The sequence below is a fragment of the Desulfitobacterium sp. genome, assembly GCF_035539115.1.
GTDB lineage: Bacteria > Bacillota > Desulfitobacteriia > Desulfitobacteriales > Desulfitobacteriaceae > Desulfitobacterium_A.
On the sequence record NZ_DATLJA010000013.1, the window covers coordinates 17,077 to 38,488 of the forward strand.

21 protein-coding genes are annotated in these 21,412 nt (G+C 46.6%); all 21 read right to left on the reverse strand.

All coding sequences use genetic code 11. From position 1 onward, the window contains the following. Positions 1 to 4: 4 nt before the first annotated feature. A complete protein-coding gene (locus VM640_RS02100) occupies positions 5 to 217 on the reverse strand; it encodes a hypothetical protein (RefSeq protein ID WP_325389425.1) in 213 nt (70 codons plus the stop codon). Between the two features lie 111 nt (positions 218 to 328). Continuing rightward, positions 329 to 631, reverse strand: a complete 303-nt coding sequence (locus VM640_RS02105; protein WP_325389427.1) for a type II toxin-antitoxin system HicA family toxin — start codon at positions 629 to 631, stop codon at positions 329 to 331. Between the two features lie 29 nt (positions 632 to 660). After that, the gene (locus VM640_RS02110; protein ID WP_325389429.1) at positions 661 to 999 is read right to left on the reverse strand and encodes a type II toxin-antitoxin system HicB family antitoxin; all 339 of its coding nucleotides are present in this window, start codon (positions 997 to 999) and stop codon (positions 661 to 663) included. Positions 1,000 to 1,569: 570 nt separating this feature from the next. Continuing rightward, positions 1,570 to 2,871 carry an amidohydrolase gene (locus VM640_RS02115; protein WP_325389431.1) on the reverse strand — a complete coding sequence of 434 codons (1,302 nt, stop codon included), beginning with the start codon at positions 2,869 to 2,871 and terminating at the stop codon, positions 1,570 to 1,572. 345 nt (positions 2,872 to 3,216) lie between these two features. Next, a complete protein-coding gene (locus tag VM640_RS02120) occupies positions 3,217 to 3,855 on the reverse strand; it encodes a class II aldolase/adducin family protein (RefSeq protein ID WP_325389433.1) in 639 nt (212 codons plus the stop codon). Further along, a complete protein-coding gene (mtnA, locus tag VM640_RS02125; RefSeq protein ID WP_325389435.1) occupies positions 3,855 to 4,892 on the reverse strand; it encodes an S-methyl-5-thioribose-1-phosphate isomerase in 1,038 nt (345 codons plus the stop codon). Before mtnA ends, VM640_RS02120 begins: the two co-directional genes overlap by 1 nt. Before the next feature lie 15 nt (positions 4,893 to 4,907). Next, entirely contained in the window at positions 4,908 to 5,684 is a 777-nt protein-coding gene (gene mtnP, locus VM640_RS02130) for an S-methyl-5'-thioadenosine phosphorylase (protein ID WP_325389465.1), read from the reverse strand. An 11-nt stretch (positions 5,685 to 5,695) separates the two neighbouring features. After that, positions 5,696 to 6,649: a signal recognition particle-docking protein FtsY gene (ftsY, locus tag VM640_RS02135; RefSeq protein WP_325389437.1), complete on the reverse strand. Its 954-nt coding sequence runs from the start codon at positions 6,647 to 6,649 to the stop codon at positions 5,696 to 5,698. Between the two features lie 213 nt (positions 6,650 to 6,862). Beyond that, positions 6,863 to 10,453 (reverse strand): chromosome segregation protein SMC, encoded by a 3,591-nt coding sequence (gene smc / locus VM640_RS02140; RefSeq protein WP_325389439.1) that lies wholly within the window; start codon positions 10,451 to 10,453, stop codon positions 6,863 to 6,865. Beyond that, positions 10,446 to 11,267: a ribonuclease III gene (gene rnc / locus VM640_RS02145; protein WP_325389441.1), complete on the reverse strand. Its 822-nt coding sequence runs from the start codon at positions 11,265 to 11,267 to the stop codon at positions 10,446 to 10,448. The genes smc and rnc overlap by 8 nt, the downstream gene beginning before the upstream one ends. A gap of 15 nt (positions 11,268 to 11,282) precedes the next feature. Continuing rightward, entirely contained in the window at positions 11,283 to 12,533 is a 1,251-nt protein-coding gene (gene fabF / locus VM640_RS02150; protein ID WP_414647873.1) for a beta-ketoacyl-ACP synthase II, read from the reverse strand. A gap of 23 nt (positions 12,534 to 12,556) precedes the next feature. Further along, positions 12,557 to 13,504 carry an NAD(P)H-dependent flavin oxidoreductase gene (locus VM640_RS02155; RefSeq protein WP_325389446.1) on the reverse strand — a complete coding sequence of 316 codons (948 nt, stop codon included), beginning with the start codon at positions 13,502 to 13,504 and terminating at the stop codon, positions 12,557 to 12,559. 242 nt (positions 13,505 to 13,746) lie between these two features. After that, on the reverse strand, positions 13,747 to 13,974 hold the full coding sequence (acpP, locus tag VM640_RS02160; protein WP_325389448.1) for an acyl carrier protein: 228 nt from the start codon (positions 13,972 to 13,974) through the stop codon (positions 13,747 to 13,749). A gap of 27 nt (positions 13,975 to 14,001) precedes the next feature. Then, on the reverse strand, positions 14,002 to 14,745 hold the full coding sequence (fabG, locus tag VM640_RS02165) for a 3-oxoacyl-[acyl-carrier-protein] reductase (protein ID WP_325389450.1): 744 nt from the start codon (positions 14,743 to 14,745) through the stop codon (positions 14,002 to 14,004). Position 14,746: 1 nt separating this feature from the next. Beyond that, positions 14,747 to 15,688 carry an ACP S-malonyltransferase gene (gene fabD / locus VM640_RS02170; protein WP_325389452.1) on the reverse strand — a complete coding sequence of 314 codons (942 nt, stop codon included), beginning with the start codon at positions 15,686 to 15,688 and terminating at the stop codon, positions 14,747 to 14,749. 15 nt (positions 15,689 to 15,703) lie between these two features. Then, the gene (gene fabK / locus VM640_RS02175) at positions 15,704 to 16,651 is read right to left on the reverse strand and encodes an enoyl-[acyl-carrier-protein] reductase FabK (protein WP_325389454.1); all 948 of its coding nucleotides are present in this window, start codon (positions 16,649 to 16,651) and stop codon (positions 15,704 to 15,706) included. A 117-nt stretch (positions 16,652 to 16,768) separates the two neighbouring features. After that, positions 16,769 to 17,761 carry a beta-ketoacyl-ACP synthase III gene (locus tag VM640_RS02180; protein ID WP_325389457.1) on the reverse strand — a complete coding sequence of 331 codons (993 nt, stop codon included), beginning with the start codon at positions 17,759 to 17,761 and terminating at the stop codon, positions 16,769 to 16,771. A gap of 73 nt (positions 17,762 to 17,834) precedes the next feature. Then, a complete protein-coding gene (plsX, locus tag VM640_RS02185; RefSeq protein WP_325389459.1) occupies positions 17,835 to 18,851 on the reverse strand; it encodes a phosphate acyltransferase PlsX in 1,017 nt (338 codons plus the stop codon). Between the two features lie 19 nt (positions 18,852 to 18,870). Next, the gene (gene fapR, locus VM640_RS02190) at positions 18,871 to 19,440 is read right to left on the reverse strand and encodes a transcription factor FapR (protein ID WP_325389467.1); all 570 of its coding nucleotides are present in this window, start codon (positions 19,438 to 19,440) and stop codon (positions 18,871 to 18,873) included. Positions 19,441 to 19,962: 522 nt separating this feature from the next. Beyond that, on the reverse strand, positions 19,963 to 20,151 hold the full coding sequence (locus tag VM640_RS02195) for a hypothetical protein (protein ID WP_325389461.1): 189 nt from the start codon (positions 20,149 to 20,151) through the stop codon (positions 19,963 to 19,965). 86 nt (positions 20,152 to 20,237) lie between these two features. Beyond that, complete coding sequence (locus VM640_RS02200; protein ID WP_325389463.1) at positions 20,238 to 21,188, reverse strand: IS110 family RNA-guided transposase; 951 nt, start codon at positions 21,186 to 21,188, stop codon at positions 20,238 to 20,240. Positions 21,189 to 21,412 lie beyond the last annotated feature (224 nt).

A 21,412-nucleotide genomic window follows, 5' to 3' on the forward strand; every position in this document is an offset into this window, starting at 1 on the left:
TGATTTATTCAGCCTCACTATTCGAACAAAACGGCAAAGTTTTTTCCCCAGTTCCAAGAGATCTGATCTTCAGGATTGTGTAGAAACCTAACCTAAACATCATACTTTGATTCCAAAGAGTAGCTTCAAGCCATTCTTCATAGGTAATTCGAAGAGATTTACAGACAGCATCAAGTCGAGCTTTAACTTTTTTATCTGCTGGGAAAGCTATGTACATTTCAATCACCTCAAATAATCGTTCATCAAAACCGCCAGTTGTTCGGAAGAAATTTTTAGTATTAAAAGAGATAAGCCCCCACCTATCGGTGAGAGCATCATTATTAATCCATTAAAAACAGATTATGAACGTATTAAAAAGGCCTTGTACCATTGATTTTAAAGAATCAATAAAAATAAAAATTGCACTTAGGTAGGTGCAGAACTCTTGTTCAGAAATTCCCAATTGTCGTAACATGGAACGAAAAGTTCCCTGCGGAATTTCTTTTTTACCCAGTACAATTACAGCAACTTTCTTAACTCCGTTTACTTCTCTCGTCCACATTTGGTGGCTCCCGCTTGCTTCTCTATCAGGTTTAGCCCCAAGTTTCTGCAGAACCCTTATTAGGCTCTTACTGGATATGGTTGATGGCAAGGCTTTCGGCTTTCTTTCGTTTCTTTTCCCTAGAAGGCATATTGAGGCTGCAGCACTACCCTACAAGGAAAGTTATTAGTAAGTAATGGCTCTCGCCTAAGATGCTCCTGGCGTTCTGACGATTTGTCACGTAATTTCTTGTTATAATGTTTCATGATATTCTTAGGTACGGGTCTTGGCACCATAGTCTCAAATTTCCCGTTCTCGGACGCATACTGTAAATATAATGTTACTGCTTCCTTTAAATTTTCAAGCGCCTCTTCAATCGTTGAACCGCAACTAGCAACGTCAATATCTAAACAGATCGACGAAAAACCATTTCCTTCTTTTTCAACAACCGCTCTTAAAACAAGTTCATTACGTTCCATCAGAATCACCACCCTTCTAGGATATTCTTACTCAAGAAACCACCTTTTATGCCTTGCAGGTTAATGCTACTATAATTTGGAATAAAAGGATAACACGAAAATAGTATGCCAAGTTGTAAATTTATAAGATATACTGATATTTTGATCGTTTTTCCATAATATTCTTAGTATTTCGCTATTTCTTAGTGAACTAAAGAATAGCCACTCATACATAGCTATCAGAATTACCAAAGCAAGAAACCCCAGAAACAACCGAAGGATTTTGATTTACGAGAGGGAACGCCTTCAAAGCGAGCGGATACCAGACTTCGCGAAAAGTACGCAGCGGAGACGGGTTGGAAACAGGACGTTTCCAACCGCCAACAGAGCCAAGGCGACGGCACAGGACGTGCCTAGTGCAGGGTGCGCCATGGACGGCATAGCATCCCTGCGCGGCGATTATTGGGGAAAGGCTCCCAACGCCTTTCCCCCGTCGGAGCAAAGAACTTGAGCGATTAGTCTGGTCCGCGTAGCTTACAAAGTGACCGATGTAAAGCAAAATCCTGGGGATACCTTATTTGCTTTAATAGTCTATTTCTCAAACTCCGCCGCAATCCGTTTAGCCCGAGTCTCAACTTCTTGGCAAACCTCTTTAACATCCATGGTCAAGATCTTACGTTCTTCCATGATGAACTTACCATCGACCATCATCGTGCGGACATCGCCGGCATGGGCAACATAGACGAGATGAGCAGGGATGGAAAAGCGAGGATAAAAATGCGGTTGATCAAAGTTAATCGTGATCAGATCCGCTTTATAGCCTGGAGCAAGCATACCTACATCGTTATATCCTAAGGCCTTAGCTCCCTCAATCGTCGCCATTTCCAAAACCTCATAAGCAGGTAGGGCTGTGGAGTCTTTTCTCAACTTCTGCTGGAGAGCTGCACTGCGCATCTCTCCAAAAAGATCGAGATTATTATTGCTGGAAGCGCCGTCCGTACCTAAACCGACCAGAACCCCTTTGGCACGCAGTTCAGGGATGGGAGCAGTACCGCTGTTGAGCTTCATATTGCTCTCGGGGTTATGAGCCACAGCGACTTTTTTCTCCGCTAAAATATTCATATCTTCTTCGGTGAGGTGCACGCAATGGGCTGCGACCACATGTCCTCCGAAAATACCGAGATCATTGAGCCACTGGACCGGGGTTTTCCCTTGCTGTTCTTGAATGGTGTTAATCTCATCGAGTGTTTCGGCAAGATGAATATGGATGCCCACGCCTCGGCGATCCGCTTCAGCTGTCACCCTTTGCATAAATTCTCCTGAGCACGTATAGGGTGCATGGGGCGCGAACATGACCGAGATTCTTCCATCCCCGGCGCCGTTGTATTGCTCAACAAGTTCAATCGATTCCTGAAAGGCTTTTTCTCCGTTGGGAGCATTGCCAATCATACCGCGGGAAAGTACGGCACGAGTCCCTGTTTCAAGGACAGCATCGCCCACCCGATCCATATCACCATACATATCCAGCATCGTTGTCGTTCCCGACAAAATCATTTCGGCTAAAGCCAGTTTTGTTCCCCAGTAAATGTCTTCTTTGCTCATTTTCGCCTCGAACGGCCAGACCTTATCCTGCAGCCAAGGCATCAGAGGCAGGTCGTCCGCATAACTTCTCAGCAAGGTCATGGCAGCATGGGTATGCGTATTGATCAGTCCTGGCATCACAACATCATTGGGCAGGTCTAAAACGCGATCCGGTGTGAAATCCGCCGGAGCAGAACCTTTCGGGCCTACAGAGAGAATCCGATCCCCCTCAATCGCAATTTCTCCTTCAGGATAAAAAACATCCTGCCCAGTCATAGGCAAGATCATCGCTCTGATAAGGGTTTTGGACACAATAGCTCACTCCTTCTACTTTCTACTCATAAAAAGCCTTTAAGAATAACTAAAAAGGAACCTGTAAGCGTAGCTTCTCCCCTTCGAGGATAAGTCGACTAAGGCTTAAGTCTCGTACCTCAACTCTAAGCCAGTCTCCTATATTGCACAGGAGTGAACGATTTCGCGGAAGGGTGATAAGGCACATGAAGCTCCCACGGAAGCAAGTGCGCCAGCCCTGGAGCGCTGAGTACGTGAGTCTCCAGTGGAGATTCACGCCCGAAGGTACGGATGGGCAAGAAGCTACATGACCCAGATCTCTTCATTGTCTACCCTAAACTCGTTCTATAACTGACAAATTAACGCTTAACCTTTCTGACCATAGTTATGTAAATATTCGAATCGCAGCTGACGTTGATCCTCGTCACTTAAAAGGACAGGGTTGCCCAACATTCGTGACATGATATGTATTTGGGCATTCTTCTCCACAATCTGGCAGACTTTTAAGGCCTCTTCGACACTGCGTCCTACACCGACTAAGCCATGATTAGCTAAGAACACCCCATTTTTATCGGCGAGTGCCCGCACTGCTGCCTCAGTTAATTCTTCGGTGCCAGCCCGGTGGTAATCCGCGACGCTCACTTCCCCGCCCACAATCATGGCAAAATCCTCAACCAAGCCGGGAAGAGGAACTTGGGCAACCGCATGAGCTGTCGCGAAAATGGAATGCGTATGTACTATGCCTTTAACCTCTTTGCGCTGCGAGTAGATGGCCCGGTGGAGTTGTTCCTCTGAAGAAGGTGTACGCTGGCCTTCAAGAACATCCCCTTGCAGGTTCATCAGCACTAAATCTTCTTCTTTTAGGGAGAGATAATCCATCCCACTTGGGGTAATCCAAAATCCCGCTTGCGACTCATCCCACGCCGAGATATTCCCCCAAGTCCCAGCAACTAAGCCTGTCCGAATAATTTCTCGGCCAATCTCAATAATCTTGGTCTTCAGCATTAAGAACGTACCAACATTTTTAAGAGATTCACTGAAAATGGTGGGGAAACAATCCCTTTTTCCGTAATAATCCCTGTAATATACTTCGCTGGCGTTACATCAAAGGCTGGGTTATATACTGGCACCTCAGCCGGGGCAGTCTGTACTCCAAATAATTCCCGTAACTCATTGGGATTTCGTTCTTCAATCGGAATTTCTTGTCCGCTTGGCATTTTAAGATCGACCGTCGAAGTCGGGGCAGCAATATAGAACGGGATTCCATGAGCATGAGCTAAAACTGCTACAGAATAGGTTCCAATCTTGTTCGCTGTATCCCCATTGGCAGCAATTCGATCTGCGCCCACGATCACAAGATCGATCTTTCCCTGTTGCATCAGATAACCTGCCATATTGTCGGCAATCAACGTGACGGGAATATTGTCATTCATTAACTCTAACGTCGTCAGCCGAGCTCCTTGTAAGTACGGACGTGTTTCATCAGCATAGACGTGGATTTTCTTACCCACTTGGTGGGCAGCTCGAACCACGCCCAGCGCCGTTCCGAATTCAACCGTAGCAAGTTCCCCCGCATTGCAGTGGGTCAGGATATTCGCTTCTTCGGGAACAATCGGATTACCTTGTTCCCCGATCAAATGATTAACCCTTCGGTCATCCTCAGCGATACTCTCTGCCTCAGCAACTAAAGTCTTGCGAATTGCGTCCAAGTCTTCCTCTTCATATAAATTACGTAAACAGTCTTCCATCCGGCACAACGCCCAAAATAAGTTAACTGCAGTCGGGCGAGTATTGGCTAAACGCTCCTTCACCGTATTCATATAATCCTGAAAGCCAGCTCGATCGCCCGTATACTTCAGCGCTCCTAAAGCATAGCCATAAGCAGCAGCAGCTCCGATTGCCGGTGCTCCTCTGACTTCCATCTTCTCAATCGCTTGAGCCAGTTCTTCATAGGTTGAAACATCTCGATATATCGTTGCCACCGGGAGCTTTGTCTGATCCAGAATTCGCAGGGAATTTCCCAACCATTCTAATGCTTTCACATCCCTACCGCCTTTCTAAAACTTACCGACCTCAGCATTCGCTAACCCACACCGACAATCCTGCTCCGGACGAATAGTCCGAAAAGTCTCCTCGATTAAGCGTGCGACAGTTTTGTCCATCGTTTTCATACTTTCCAAAACTTCAGCATGGGTTAACGGATGATTGGCTATTCCTGCTGCTTCATTCGTCACCATGGCAATTGCCGCATAGCACATTCCTAATTCCTTAGCAAGTACGACCTCAGGAACGCTGGTCATCCCGACCAGTTCTCCTCCGAGCATCTGATACATCTTGATTTCCGCAGGTGTTTCAAAGCGTGGACCTTCCGTACAAACATAAGTTGCCCCATCCTTCAGCGCCACCTTGAGTTTTTCGGCCGCTTTGTGAATGTCGCCTTGCATCGAGTGACAATACGGTTCTGTCATATCAACATGGAGAACCCCAGAGTCGGCCCCTTCATAAAAGGTCTGGGGACGACTTTTCGTAAAATCAAGAAATTGTTCGACCAGAACGAGATCTCCCAACTTATACCGAGTAGATAAAGAGCCGACCGCTGCTGTAGCTAGGATCTTCGAAACTCCCAGCTCTTTCAAAGCCCAAATATTCGCCCGGTAATTCACGAGATGAGGAGGAATAGCATGGGTTTTGCCATGCCGACTCATAAAAGCAATCGCTTCCTGACCTTCACCCAGCCACCCGCAATTGACCTGCACTTCTCCATAAGGGGTTGGGACAGTTTCCGTATGATAATCCTTCAATGACAGATTCTCTAACCCTGTTCCGCCAATCAGCGCCAACCGGCTCAAGATTCTTCCCCCTCTTCCAGTGGATTTTCCTCCTCCGTTTGACTAAAAAGGGCATTAGCAAAATCCTGCGGGATAAAAGGATGTAAATCCTCCATTCCTTCACCAACACCAACCCATTTGACCGGGATCTTGACCTCTCCTTGAATCCCTAAGACGACACCGCCTTTAGCTGTCCCATCCAATTTTGTCAGGACGATTCCGGTTACACCGGCAACCTCCTGGAAGAGCTTGGCTTGTTGGATAGCATTTTGTCCAGTCGTCGCATCCAAAACCAGTAAAACTTCATGCGGAGCACCCGGAATTTCTCGTTCAATCACGCGTTTCACTTTTCGGAGCTCTTCCATCAAATTCACTTTGTTGTGGAGTCGGCCTGCTGTATCCATGATCACGAGGTCAATTTCCCGTGATTTCGCATACTGAATCGCGTCATAGGCCACAGCTGCAGGATCTGCACCTGCACGTTGTTTGATGACTTCCACTCCTGCACGTTGTCCCCAAATTTCTAGTTGATCAATGGCTGCAGCCCGAAACGTATCCCCAGCCACAAGGATAACCTTTTGTCCCTCATCTTTAAAATAATGCGCAAGTTTGCCAATCGTTGTGGTTTTCCCCACACCGTTTACCCCGACCACTAGCATGATGCTCGGGCCGCTTTCAGCAAATTGAAGAGGTACTTCGTCTCCCAGGAGATTGGTAATTTCTTCTTTCAGAACTTCCCGAAGTTCCTGTGCTTCAGAAAGTTTTCGTTTCTTCACTTCTTGGCGCAAGCGCTGCACCAACTCCATTGAGGTCGTAACCCCCACATCTGAACGAATTAATACCTCTTCTAATTCTTCATAAAGTTCTTCGTCAATTCTCCGGCGACCGGTTAATATCTCTTCTACCTTAGTAACAAATTGATCCCGAGTTTTTGTCAATCCCTCTTTTAATTTCGTAAAGAAGCCGGCCAAATGGATTTCCTCCCTTATCTAGGCACACCTTTGGTGATATTGTACCACAATTTGGACAGGCGCTCAAACGCTCAGAGGATAGCTGTTAAGAACATCAGTGTAGCTAATGAGCGCATAAATACGGAAAAAGGCATCGCTTTGATGCCTTAAACATTAAGAAAAATATAAATTACAAGTGGGTAACGAGTATTTCATGTTTAAATCTAATTAAGTTTAGGCAGTTTGCGTATCGTGTTCTTCCATCTGCACCGATAAAAGCTTGGACACCCCAGACTCCTCCATCGCGATTCCATAGAGAACATCTGCTTCCTCCATCGTCCCTTTCCGGTGAGAAATAACAAGAAATTGAGTGGAATCGGCAAGGTGGTGGATATACTGGGCGAAACGGTTGACGTTCGCATCATCCAAAGAAGCCTCAATCTCATCAAGAATACAGAACGGGCTCGGTTTCACCCGCAGAAGGGCAAAAAGTAGGGCGATGGCTGTCAACGCCCGCTCCCCTCCAGATAAAAGAGAAAGAAGCTGCGGTTTCTTACCAGGAGGTTGGGCGATAATCTCGACCCCCGTCTCTAAAAGGTTATTGGGATCATCCAGGCGAAGTTCCGCATAGCCACCGTTGAAAAGTTCTTTGAAAACTGTCTGGAAGGCTTCATTCACTGCTTTAAACCCTTCAGCAAAGCGCTCAGACATGGTTTTATCCAGCTCACCTATCAAAGCATGCAAGGAGTCATTGGCTTCCACTAAATCCTGCTTCTGCGTCGTTAAAAACTCATATCGGCTTAACATTTTTGGATATTCCTCGATCGCCGCCTGGTTGATCGGTCCTAGTTCCTCAATTTGACGCTTGACCTCCTGAACGCGTGCCCCCAAATCCGCTCGTTCCAGCTCTGCAGGATAATCTTGTACCTCTTCCCAGGTTAGGGTAAATTCCTCTTGCAGACGGTTCAATCCTGTCTCCCACTCGGTTTCCCAGCGGGCCGTGCGAAGCTCTAAGGCATGAAGTTTTTGTTCTACACTCTGCTGCTCTTGCCGTTTATTCTTGACAACCTGTTCCTTCTCGATAAGCCGGATAGATAGCCCTTCCCTCTCTTTCCGTACTAGGATTAGGGCCTCCTGACTCTTAAGATGAAGTTCTAAGGTCTCAACACGCTGTTTCTCTAAACCCTTTTGTTCCTGGATTAACGTTTGCTGAGCTGTTTCTAGGTTTAAACGTTCCTCCTGCTTTTGTCGCAAAATTTCAGTCAGTTCAGCGTGTGTGCCGTTCTCTTGCTCGAGTTGTTCTCCTGCTTGTTGAAGTTCTTGTTCCCACTTGGCAAGCTGGATCTTGGCCTGAGTCAAACGTTCCTGAATAACCTCAGCTTCCTGGCTGGCTTCCCTCGCTTTTTGTTCCTGACAAGCTAAAGTCTGACTGGACATTTCTGCTCGTCTTCGGCAATCACTTAAAGCCTGTTCCAGGCTCTGCTTGCGATCAGCCCAGGTTTTTTCCTCTTGAGCGAGCACTTCTTCTCGCCCCTGAAAAGTTTCAAACTCTTTCTCCAAATGGTTCAATCGTTCGCGCGTATTCTTATCATTAGTCCGTTCCACGGCAAGCTCTTGTTTAACCCGCTGTCCCGTAGAAACGAGTTTCTTGAGAAGTTCTTCCACATTTTGTTGGCTTTGGGTTAAGCTTTGAACCTCTTTTTCCTGTTCCTTTTGTTTTAGATGGCGTTTTTCAAGTTCCTGGCTCAGTTCCTGAAGCTCACGTGAACGTCCTAATAAATTTCCGCCTCGGCGTGTTTGGCTTCCCCCGGTCAAAGATCCCCCTGGGTGCACCTGATCTCCCTCTAAGGTCACAATCCGCGCTCTGTATCCAGAGGCTCGGGCAATCCTCGTTGCTGCTTCCATATCACTAACGATCAATATCCGCCCCAGTAGAGATTCGATTGCGGCTAGATAATGATCGGCAAACTGCACTAAATCAGCACCAATTCCGATGAAGCCAGGATCATTACTCACGTCTCGAGTGACTGTCGCACGTCCTCCGCGAATCACATCCAAGGGAAGAAAAGTCGCTCGTCCTAACTGATGGTCCTTGAGAGATTGAACTGCAGCTTTGGCGTCCTTTTCCGTTTCTGTAACAAGATTCTGAAGACCTGCTCCTAAGGCAGTTTCGATCGCCACTTCATAGCGCTTCTCGACCGTAATCAGATCAGCAACTGTCCCGCACAATCCCGGGCAAGCTTGAGCATTCTTCTTTTTGGCCTGTAGTAGTTCCCGAACGCCCTTTTGATAGCCTTCCAGCGACTCTTCGAGACCCTTTAACGCCTGATGACGCGCTTGCATCCGTTCAAGCTCCCGGTTGAGTTCATGGAGCTTACCCTGTTCCTCTTTGCCCCGGGCGGTAATCTCTTGTAGCTCGACCTGATTTTCATTAATTTCGTGGAGATTTTCCTGTTCCTGTTGTTCGAGCGCTTGTATGCCCCGACCTTGCTCCTTCACTTGCTCTTCCACGTGCGCCCGCTCGAATTCCTTGTTCCTTTTTTCCTCAAAAACCCGTTGAGCTTGCGCTTGAACATCGGCTAAGGAATGTTCAGCATTCTGATATTCCTGGTTAACCTCGGTTTGCTCGGCGAGGCTCCGCGTGGCCTGGGCTTTGAGTTCATCAATTTCTTTTAATCCGCTCTTGGCCTTCGCTTCAGCGAATTGAAGTTCATCTTTCTGGACCGTATGGCTCGCCTCGGCAACCGTTTGTTCGAGTACGGCTTGCTTTCCCTCTAAAGCGGTCAGCCGTTCCTCTGTCTGCCGCTTCTTCTCTGCTCTATCTTGATCATCTTTACTCACCCGAGCAATTTGCTCAACGAGATAGCCCTCCCGCTCCTGGCGTATCCTCAGTTCTTGAATAATCTGATTCAGGGATTGCTCGATCTTATAGGTCTCTTCCTGCTGGTTCTGAATTTTCTCGTCAAGCTGGTTTAAGCCGACCTTATCCTCAATCGTCTGGCTCTCCGCTTGGCCCAATTCGCTCAGGGCCGTAGCTAAGGCAAAACGCAGGCCCTCCACTTCTGCACCAGAAAGATTGAGTTTATTCCTGACATCGCTCAAGTCACGAACCATAATTTGGATTTCTAGACTTTGTTGCTCCTGAGTTAATGTCATGGATTGCTCGGCAACCCGAGCTTGTTCAGCCAAGGGCGTCAGTTGTCCCTCGATCTCATTAACGATATCCTCTAACCGTTCCAGATTATGTTCCGTCTCATCCAAGCGTTTCAATGCTTCGCGTTTGCGCATCCGGTATTTGGTAATACCTGAGGCTTCCTCAATTAAACTACGGCGTTCTTCCGACTTTAGGTTCAATATCTCCTCAATTCGGCCCTGACCAATAATTGAGAATCCCTCTTTGCCTGCTCCCGTATCCATGAAAAGTTCATGAATATCCTTTAAGCGGCAGGGAGCACGGTTGATGAAGAACTGTCCCTCCCCATCTCGGTAGACACGACGGGTAATCGTCACTTCTTGAAAATCAAGTGCAAAAATTCCGGTGGAATTATCAAAAACTAAGGATACTTCGGCCATCCCGACTGGACGTCTTACAGTACTCCCCGCGAAGATAATATCCTCCATTTTTCCGCCGCGCAAATTCTTAGCACTTTGTTCGCCAAGTACCCACCGCACGGCATCCGCGACATTACTCTTACCACTCCCATTTGGCCCGACCACGACACTCAAGCCATGTCCTAACTCAAGCTTAACTTTATCCGCGAAGGACTTAAACCCTTGGATCGAAACTGACTTCAAAAAAACTGCGGGATCACCGGCCTTAGCCATGGTCCTCTCCTCCAAATTCCTCCAGAACTTGCTGGGCAGCACGCTGTTCCGCTTCTTTTTTCGTTCGACCTACCCCTTTCCCTTTGAGATCGCCTTTTAAGAAAACTCCGGCCGTGAAGCGTTTATTATGATCAGGGCCCTCTTCTGCTAAAATCTGATAGCTAACCTCTGCTTCTTCATGTTGCGCTTTTTCTTGGAGCAAGGTCTTATAGTCCCCGTAATTTCCTTCGGCAACTTCTGCAATCTCCGGTTTTAAAAGTTCAAGAATCACACGCCTAGCTTCCTGAAGCCCGTATTGGAGGTAAATTGCCCCAATAACCGATTCGAGAGCATCGGCTAGAATCGAAGGTCTTTCCCTTCCCCCCGAGACTTGCTCCCCTTTTCCCAGAAGAAGTTCTTGTCCTAATTTAATTTTTTGGGCTATTCGAGCCAAAGTAGTCTCATTAACGACTGCTGCCCGCATTTTCGTGAGCTCACCTTCGGGTCGACCCGGATAAATCAGATAAAGATATTCCGCCACCACAAAATCCAAGATAGCATCTCCTAAAAATTCCAGGCGTTGGTTATTTTCCATGTTAGATTGTGGATTTTCGAATAAGAAGGAGGGATGGGTGAGGGCTGTCGTAAATAAGCGATTGGGCAGAGGATTGAGTTCCAATCGTTGAGCAAGTTGCAACCCAATCCTCTTTTTCTTGATCGGTACTGAAGGAGATCTCCGGCGAGAGCCTTTGCTCTCACCAGAGGTATTCCCTTGCATGTCTACTTTTTGGGGATTTTTTCCTGACTTTACTGAGTCTCGATGTTTCTGTATCACTTGCTAAACTCCTTACTACTCTGTGTACTTCTTTATAGCAATTGTAGCATTATGACCTCCGAAGCCAAAGGTATTGGATAATGCTACTTCTACTTTTTTTGCTCGAGCTTGATTGGGTACATAATCCAAGTCACAATCCGGGTCCAGCTCACCATAGTTGATCGTTGGCGGAATAACCCCGTTTTGAATCGTTAAGACACAAGCGATGGCTTCAATCGCACCCGTCGCACCCATCAGGTGGCCCGTCATGGACTTCGTTGAACTGATGGGAACTTTGTAAGCGTCCTCCCCAAAAACAGTTTTAATGGCTACCGTTTCGGCCGAGTCATTCGCACCCGTACCTGTTCCATGAGCATTAATATAATCCACGTCTTCAGGTTTAAGCCCCGCACTCGTTAATGCCAAACGCATAGCGCGTGCTGCACCGACGCCACCCGGGGCAGGGGTCGTAATATGATAAGCATCCGAAGTACTCCCATAACCCACCAGCTCAGCATAGATCTTAGCTTTACGCGCTTTGGCATGTTCCAGGGATTCGAGAACAAGAATTCCCGCGCCTTCTCCCATGACAAATCCAGTTCGCCGCGCATCAAAAGGTCTAGACGCCTCTTTGGAATTTTCTTTTTCCGTGGACATGGCTTTCATGGAGCAGAAACCAGAAAAGGCTAAGGGAGTTAAAGGAGCTTCCGTACCACCTGCCAGAACAATATCTGCCTCACCCCGTTCAATCAAGCGCATCGCTTCGCCAAGGGCATTCGTTGCTGAGGCGCAGGCAGTGACAATCGTGTTGCTGGTGCCCTGTAAACCGAAGGCGATCGATACATGTCCTGCTGCCATATTACTGATCAACATCGGGACAAAGAAGGGACTGACCCTTCCTGGACCCTTCGCCATTAAAACTTCCTTCTGTTCCTCAAAGGTTGTCATCCCGCCAATTCCGCAACCGACGACGGTACTGGCTCGTTCTTTATCGATTTTATCTAAATCCAGTTTTGCATCCTCAATAGCCATTTTCGCAGCCGCGACAGCGAATTGGGCAAAGCGGTCCATATGACGGCTCTCTTTCTTATCGAGCCACTCGGTTGGTTCAAAATTTTTAACTTCACCCGCCACTTTCGTCGGCAAATTACTGACATCAAAGCGAGTAATAAAATCTAGCCCCGACTCTCCATGAATCAAACTATTCCAAAAATCTTCTAGCGTATTTCCAACCGGCGAGAGAACTCCCATACCGGTAACCACTGTACGATGTTGCAAACTACCCATCCTCCTTATTCTGGATAAACCTATTAATCAACACGCTTTATTTCAGCTTTAATATTCTCGAAAATCTGGTGAACTGATAACACCTTTTTTGCTTGACCATAATTAGCCCCTGAAAAAACTAAACCTTCTTCAATATTTCCTTGCTGGGCTTTATTAAGGCGATCCATAATACAGAAATTTGCTCTGCATTCTTTCAAACAACCATCACACTTTCTCGGTCGAACATCTTTCTTCCCGAGAAGTTTATCGGTGAAGCAATTACGGATAGCGCGGCCGGATAAACCTACCGGACTATGAATAATCACCATATCATCTTCATGGGCATTGATTAAATGCGCTTTCCATTCCGGGGCTGCGCTGCTTTCTTCACTTAGCGCAAAACGCGTACCCATCTGAACTCCATCCGCTCCGAGAAGCAGCACTTCGACCACGTCTTGCCCATTCATCACGCCGCCGGCACCGATAACCGGTATTTTCACAGCTTCCCTAACCTCAGGCAAGATTTCGCGCATCGAGCGTTCAGTTCCTAAGTGTCCACCCGCTTCATAGCCCTCAACAATGATAGCCGCTGCTCCCAATTTCTCCGAAATCCGGGCTAGCTTTGCTGTGGAAACGATCGGTACCACTGGAATTCCTGCTTCTTTTCCCCAGCCGAACATATCCCGTGAGAAGCCTGCACCAGATACTAGCAGGTCAATTTTTTCCTCAAAAGCCGCTTTAGCCAACTGGGCAAACTCGCGTACAGCAAACATGATGTTTACCCCGATAATCCCCTGAGTTCGTTTTCGTGCTTCGCGAATTTCCTGACGTAATTCCTCGACCGAAAGCCCGCTCCCGGCGATTAAACCAATTCCACCCTCTTCTGCTACTGCCACCGCTAAAGGAGCCATGGAAATTCGCACAGCCATACCTCCCTGAATTACAGGAACCTTGGCGACTAAATTCGCAAAATGGAGTTCAGGTATTTTCACTGATTTTCCTCCTGTTCAACCTTCAAAAATGAAGCTATATTTTATAATTTCAAATCAAACTTTATCCAAAACTGAAACCTTATTTGAAACCCTTCAGTGAAGCCTGAAAGGAGAATCTCCTTTATATCGGAAACTTGGCTAGCGCCAAAGCGGTAGCCTTAGCTGCCTTATCCTGCCACACTTAACTACATGCATCGTAGGGTAAAGAAAGTCCCGCAGTGCTCTACGGGACTTTCAAGGCACTATTTGTTTTCTTTGATGTAGTTTACTGCATCTCCAACAGTACGGATTTTTTCTGCATCCTCGTCCGGAATATCCAGATCGAATTCTTCTTCAAGAGCCATAATAAGTTCAACAATGTCTAAAGAATCTGCATTTAACTCTGTGAAGGAGGTTTCTAAGGAAATTACTTCCTCATCCACCCCGAGTTGATCCACGACGATGGATTTAACTTTCTCGAAAACAGCCATGTTGCCAATTCACCTCCTCTCACAATTTTACATTGCCATTCCACCATCAACAGAAAGAACCTGACCCGTAATATAAGACGATGCCGGAGAAGCTAGGAATAATACAGTCTGGGCAATTTCTTCTGGATTCCCGACACGACCTAAGGGAATTCCTTGCTGTATCTGCTGCTTCACTTCTTCCGGTAAGCTTTCCGTCATATTTGTGGAAATATACCCTGGTGCAACAACATTCACTCGAATTCCCCGTGGTGCAAGTTCCTTAGCCATCGATTTACTGAACCCGATGATTCCTGCTTTTGCGGCCGCGTAATTTGCTTGTCCGGCATTACCCGAAACCCCCACTACAGAGGAGATATTGACAATCACGCCTGAGCGTTGCTTCATCATTCCCTTACTCACTGCCTTACTACAGAGAAACACACCTTTAAGGTTTGTATCGAGTACAGCATCCCAGTCAGCTTCTTTCATCCGCAAAAGTAAATTATCCCGAGTTATACCTGCATTATTCACGAGAATATCAACTTTTCCATAGGTATCCACTGCCATCTTAATTAAGCGTTCTACATCCATAGCCTGGCTGACATCCGCTTGCACAGCAATTGCTTCTCCACCCAAGTCTTGAATCATAGCTACGGTCTTTTCGGCTTGATCTGGATGGCCTGCATAGTTAACGACAACCTGAGCCCCAGCTCGGGCCAGTTCCAGAGCAATGGCTCGACCAATCCCACGGCCTGCTCCCGTCACAACCGCTACGCTCTTTTTCAGAAACATTTTATCGACTCTCCTTTAAATATGCAAGTGACTTTTCTAAACTCGCCAAATTCTCTACATTCAGGAGGACAGCCCCTGGCACAATTTTCTTGACGAGACCGGTCAGAACCCTCCCCGAGCCCAATTCGAGGAAGGTATCCACCCCTTGCTCCTGGAGATAGCGGATCGATTGTTCCCAGAGCACCGGAGCACTTACTTGGTTCACCAGACTCTCGATAATCTGGTTAGAATCTTGAATTTCCTGGGCATTAACATTTGCGATCACCGAATGCTGCGGAGTTTTCCAATTGACCTGCTCCAAGACAGGCCTGAGCTCTTCACCAACCTTTTTCATATAAGGAGAATGGAAAGCACTACTGACCGCTAAAAGAATCGCCCGTTTCGCACCCAAAACTTTAGCCTTCTCAATCGCCCGTTGGACAGCCGCCGTTTCTCCAGAAATGACGACTTGTCCGGGGGAGTTATAGTTGGCCGGGCCAACCCACTCCTGAGCTTCACAAGCGTCATGACATGCTTCTTCTACTTTGGCTGTCTCGAGTCCGAGGATTGCAGCCATGCTCCCTTGGCCAGCGGGCATGGCCGCCTGCATCAGTTCCCCGCGAGTACGGACAACTTTAACCGCTTCTTCGAGGGTTAGACTGCCTGCTGCGAGATGCGCCGAATATTCTCCTAAACTGTGTCCCGCCAAATAATCCGGTTGGATTCCCGCCGTTTGAACTATTTTCCAAGCCGCAGCACTGACTAAAAGCAAAGCCGGTTGAGTATTTTTAGTCTGACGCAAAACCTCTTCCGGGCCTTCGGACATCACCCTCGCCCATTCTTCCCCTAAAACTTTTCGGCTAATCTCAAGAACTTCTCGTCCTTCAGGGAGGGTAAAAAGTTCTTGCCCCATCCCCACGGCTTGAGACCCTTGCCCTGGAAAAAGAAATGCCAGTTTCCCCATATCGAAGCTCCTTTTTTAAAACGTAAAACGTTTCGACATTTTTTGGATTTCTCGTTCTGCACCTTCCATGACATCCCGAACGATCGCGGCCGCCGGTTCAATCCGTGTGACTGCCCCAGCCACTTGGCCTGACATGACCGAACCGTTTTGAACATCCCCGTCGACCATCGCTATGCGGAGTTTGCCGGCACCAAGCTTTTCCAATTCAACCGGAGAGACCCCATCTTTCTCCATTTGTGCAAACTCGCGGGTAAACCGGTTATCAATACAACGAACAGGATGCCCTGTCGAGCGCCCCGTAACGGCAGTATCTCGATCCTTAGCTTTCAGAATAACTTCTTTAACTTTCGGAGAAACGACACATTCCTCGGCACACATAAACCGGGTTCCCATTTGGACTCCCTCTGCTCCCAAAGCAAGTGCCGCCAATAAGCCCCGTCCGTCAACAATTCCACCCGCTGCAATGACCGGAATTTTTACCGCATCCACAACCTGTGGGACTAGAGGAAACGTACACGTTTCTCCAATATGTCCACCGGATTCCATCCCCTCAGCAATAAGCGCATCTACGCCTGCTCTTTCCAAACGTTTGGCTAAGGCAACTGAGGCAACAACCGGAATGACCTTAGTTCCGATTTCTTTCAAAGCCAGTACATATTTTCCAGGGTTCCCTGCACCCGTTGTAATCACAGGTACCCGTTCTTCCCGAATGACTTGCATCACTTCTTCGAGGAAAGGAGACATGAGCATCACATTAACTCCATAGGGTTTAGCGGTTCTGTTTTTAACTTTTTGGATTTCTCTTCTAACCCAATCCGCTGGTGCTTGACCGGACCCAATAATTCCGAGGCCCCCAGCTTCAGATACCGCAGCTGCTAGTTCACCCGTTGCAACCCAAGCCATCCCACCTTGGAAAATCGGGTACTGTATGTTGAGCAAATCACAGATTCTGCTATTAATCATCCTTATAATCCCTTTCTCTTATCCAATTTCTAATCCCTCAGAAAATTTTATCTGATCCTAATCATCACTAAAACGCCTCTTCTAAAACGCCAGATCAGTGGCTCTATGTCTTATCTCTTATCTCTTCGCCCACCTAAGCACCGTAGCACCCCAAGCTAACCCAGCCCCGAAACCAACCATTAACAGGTTATCCCCGTACTTTAACCGTCCGCCCCGTGAGGCTTCATCCAAAGCCAAGGGAATCGAGGCGGAAGATGTATTTCCATAACGGTCAAGGTTAACAACAACCTTCTCTGGATCGATACCTAAGCGTTTTACGGCTGAGTCAATAATCCGCAAATTAGCTTGATGAGGTATAAATAAGTCAATATCTTCCTTCTTTAGCCCTGCCTTTTCGAGAACTTTGAATGAAGCATCCCCCATGATCCTTACGGCAAATTTAAACACTTCGCTCCCCGCCATACGGATTGTGTGCAGCTTATTTTGGACCGACTCGATACTCGCTGGATTCTTCGATCCTCCTCCTAGGCATGTCAAAAGGTGACCTCCAGAACCATCTGCCCCAAGTTCAAACCCTAAAAATCCATATCCTTCTTCAACAGGCTGTAACACCGCCGCGCCAGCACCATCCCCAAATAAGACGCAAGTCGAACGATCCTCCCAATTAAGTATCTTACTTAAAGTCTCAGCACCGATAACCAAGACTGTTCGATACATTCCCGTGGAGACAAATTGAGCACCCGTTGTAATCCCATATAAAAAACCAGTACAGCCTGCAGACAAATCAAACGCCGCAGCATTCTTCGCGCCAAGTCTATCTGCCACTAACCCTGCGGTCGACGGAAAAAGGTAGTCTGCTGTAACCGTAGGAATGATGATGAGATCAACATCCTCAGGGGCTACTTTCGCATCCTCTAAGGCTTTTAAAGCAGCCTGATAACAGAGTTCAGAAACCGGAGTCTCAGGGTCAGCAATATGACGTTCCTTAATTCCCGTCCGGCTCACGATCCACTCATCATTCGTATCTACCATCTTCTCCAAATCTGCATTCGTTAAAACCTTTTCAGGTACATACGAACCGGTACCTACAATTCCCACGCTGTGTAACATATTCATTCTCTCCCATTCTATTTTTTTCTCACTCCGTGTACCCTTTAAAATATTTGAGCTTTCTTAAAGCATTTTATTGTTTCTTTTGAATGGGTTCTGTTAAGAAACGAGGTAATTCTTCGTGAATCGCTTCAATAAATCGGCTCTCTACACATTCACGAGCAACCCTCACTGCGTTAAAGATCGCTTTTTGTTTGGAACTTCCATGACAGATTACACTGATCCCGTTTACTCCCAACAAGGGGGCTCCACCATATTCCGCATAATCCATCATTTGGGCAATCTCTTTCAAGCCCGGTTTAATCGCAAGCGCTCCAAGTTTTCGAAGCGTTGTGGAGGTTATTTTTTCCTTAATGATTTGAAATAAAGCACCAGCCAGCCCCTCCGCCATTTTCAGTAAAACATTCCCGACAAAACCATCGCAAACCACAACATCGGCTCGACCATAAGATATATCTCGTCCCTCAACATTCCCAATGAAATTTAACGGGGCCTGTTTCAGCAGCGGATAAGTTGCCTGAACTAATTCGTTACCCTTGGTCTCTTCACTCCCAATATTCAAAAGCGCAACACGCGGGTTTCCCAGTCCCAAGATTTTCTCGGCATAGATGCTTCCCATCATGGCATACTGCACCAGATGTTCCGGTTTAGCGTCCGGGTTAGCCCCCACATCCAAGAGAAGTTTGCCCCCTTCTAAGGTAGGCATTACGGTCCCAATCGCCGGGCGTTCAATCCCTTTGATCCGGCCCAAGCCAAGTAAGGCAGCAGCCATTTGGGCACCTGTACTACCAGCGCTTACCACTGCATCAGCTTCTCCTTCCTTTACCATTCGGGTCGCAACGACAATCGAAGCATCCTTTTTCTTGCGGACTGCATTCGCAGGATGTTCCTCCATGCTGATAACCTCAGTGGCTTCTCTCAGCAATAAATTTTTCGGCTGATCTGAGCTCGACAAAAACTCAGAAATTCGTGTAGTCTGACCAACCAAGATAACCTCTGTATCTGGATACATTAGTGCTGCCTGAATAGCACCTTTAACAATTTCCTGGGGAGCATAATCTCCTCCCATAGCGTCGATGGCGATTTTCATTCATTTCCCCCTCCAATTTCTAAAGGCTAATCTCCTCATCGAAACCAAAAAGTATCCAATGCCCTACTAAAACGTCTTCCTGATCCACCTGAGCGGTTATATCAACCCAATATTTATTTCCTTTGCGTTTCAGAACTTTACCTTCAGCAATTACCGTTTCTCCGAGGTGGGCTGGACGCAGAAATTTAAGATCAACACTACCAGTTACCGCCATCTCATTATCGACGAGCGCTATAGCCAGAGAGTTTGCTTGAGCAAATAAATGATGTCCTCGCGCGACTCTTGCTTTGTCAAGAACCATGTTCTCTTCAATGAGCATCTCCGAACGTCCTAATTTTCCAATCCTAAGTTCAGTGAGTAAGCCTATCAATTCCTGCTCTTCAAGCGACTTAAGGGTACCATATGCTTCATGCGCGACAGCCCGGGTGCGTTCACGCAGTTCGGGAATCCCTAAATCTGTACGATCTAAGCGAATCGTTGACACGCTCACGCTAAAACGCTTGGCTAGTTCTTCATCCGTTGAGAAAGGATTCTTTACAATTTCATCCTGGAGAGCTTGATGCCTCTCCTGTTTGTGATGTCGAGTCAATTTCATCACCGTTTTCTCTGTTTTTGTGACCTGGTACCAATTATAGCTCAGTCTAGATTTCTTTTCAACCAAGAATAGCGTCGAATAAAGAAAACCCGGCTTTCGCCGAGCTTTAGCGAGAACGAAAGCCGCTGGTTGCACTTATGCTATCTGCCAAAAATTTATACTTTCTGTTAGTATAAAGAAAACTTGGCTTGCGCCAAGCCCTAGCGAAGGTGCTAGCCCTAGTCGCCTTATCCTGCCGGACATAAATACATGCATCGTAGGATATAGAAGACTCGGTCAGCGCCAAAGCGGTGGCCTTAGTCGCCTTATCCTGCCGAACTTAACCGCATTCATCGTAGGAAAGCGAAACCGCTGGTTGCACTTAGAGTTTATCTGCCCTAAACTTATACTTTCTTACGAAAATATAGTCTCCAATCTCTCAATTCATGTTCAGGGCTTACACCTTAAAGTCTCAAAATAACAATAGGATGCCCGAGAGATACTTCTGATCTCTTAAAATACTTGTTCAATATTGGATCAACCTACTTTCGAAACTTGATAACCCTTCAATTGAAGTTGTCTAATTATGCGTTGCTCTTTGTCTTGTTCGCTTTTGACTAGGTATTCCGTTCCAAATTCTTGGTACGGTTCTTTAGTTAGCAATATCTTGTAGGCAATTCGAAGTATTAGATGTCCTAAGGCCACCAACGCCTTTTTCTTTCCCATCCGTTTCACCCATCTCCAATAAGTCGCAGATAGGCGGGTATCTTTTGTCTTAGAGGCTGCCCATGCACATTCACATAAAATAGCCTTTAATGCTTTGTTCCCCGATGTGGCTCCTGCTCTTTTTTTTTACCCGCACTCTCATTATTACCGGGAGATACTCCAGCCCAAGAAGATACATGGTTATCTGTTGGAAATACAGACATGTCTGTACCCAGCTCAGCAACCATTACGGAAGCTGCTGTTGAGTTTACGCCGGGTATCAAATTCAAGAGTTCAATGTCTTGTCGGTAGGGGCTTAAACATTGGTCTATTCTCATCTCAACATGAGTAATGGTTTGTTCTAAAAACCCCAGGTGTTCCCAAGAATAACGAATCATTTCTCTGTGATGGCTTCGTAGTTGATGGTTTAAAGCATCAACCAAACCGGGAACTTTACTTCTTACCTTTCCCTTTACCATCTTGGTCAGCTTTTCTGTGGTTATGACTTCTCCATCAATAAGCGACTCCATGATATTACGTCCTGAAACACCAAAGATATCCGAAATATAGGTTGTGATTTTGATATTGGCATCCTGTAACACTTTGTGAATTCGATTTTTCTCTTGAGTCACATCTTGCAGAAGTTTCTTTCTATACCGAGTTAGATCCCTTAAATCACGGATTTCCACGGGGGGAACAAAACTCCCTTCAATCAAACCACTTCGAAGGAGCTGGGCTATCCATTCAGCATCTTTGACATCTGTCTTTCGTCCGGGTACATTCTTGATTCGTTGGGCATTGGCGAGGATGAGTTGAAACGAACTCGTCTCAAGAATGTTCCAGACAGGCTTCCAATAGATTCCCGTACTTTCCATCGCCACATGGGAACACTTTTGTTCTTCTAGCCAGTCAGCAAGGATCAAAAGTTCAGGCGTTGTCGTACCAAACGTCCTGATTTCCTTTTTCGGCTTATGTTCAAGGGGTCCGAAGAGAACACAAGCAACTACAGTTTCTTGATGGACATCCAACCCAGCACAGCATTCTAAAATAGCATCCATTTTACCATACCTCCAATTAAGGTGGTGAACCCAACAACCAGAGGAAAATTAACGAAATTTCTTACACGTGCTCTTGGCACAATATCCTGTACTCATAGGTTGTTGGAGTCAGTTTCTGTTCCGGGGTATAACCCACCACAAAGTAGAACGGCTTACTGTACCCACCTTAATTGAATTATCTCAGTTTATTGATGCTATGAAAAGCTAATCCCTATATATTATTT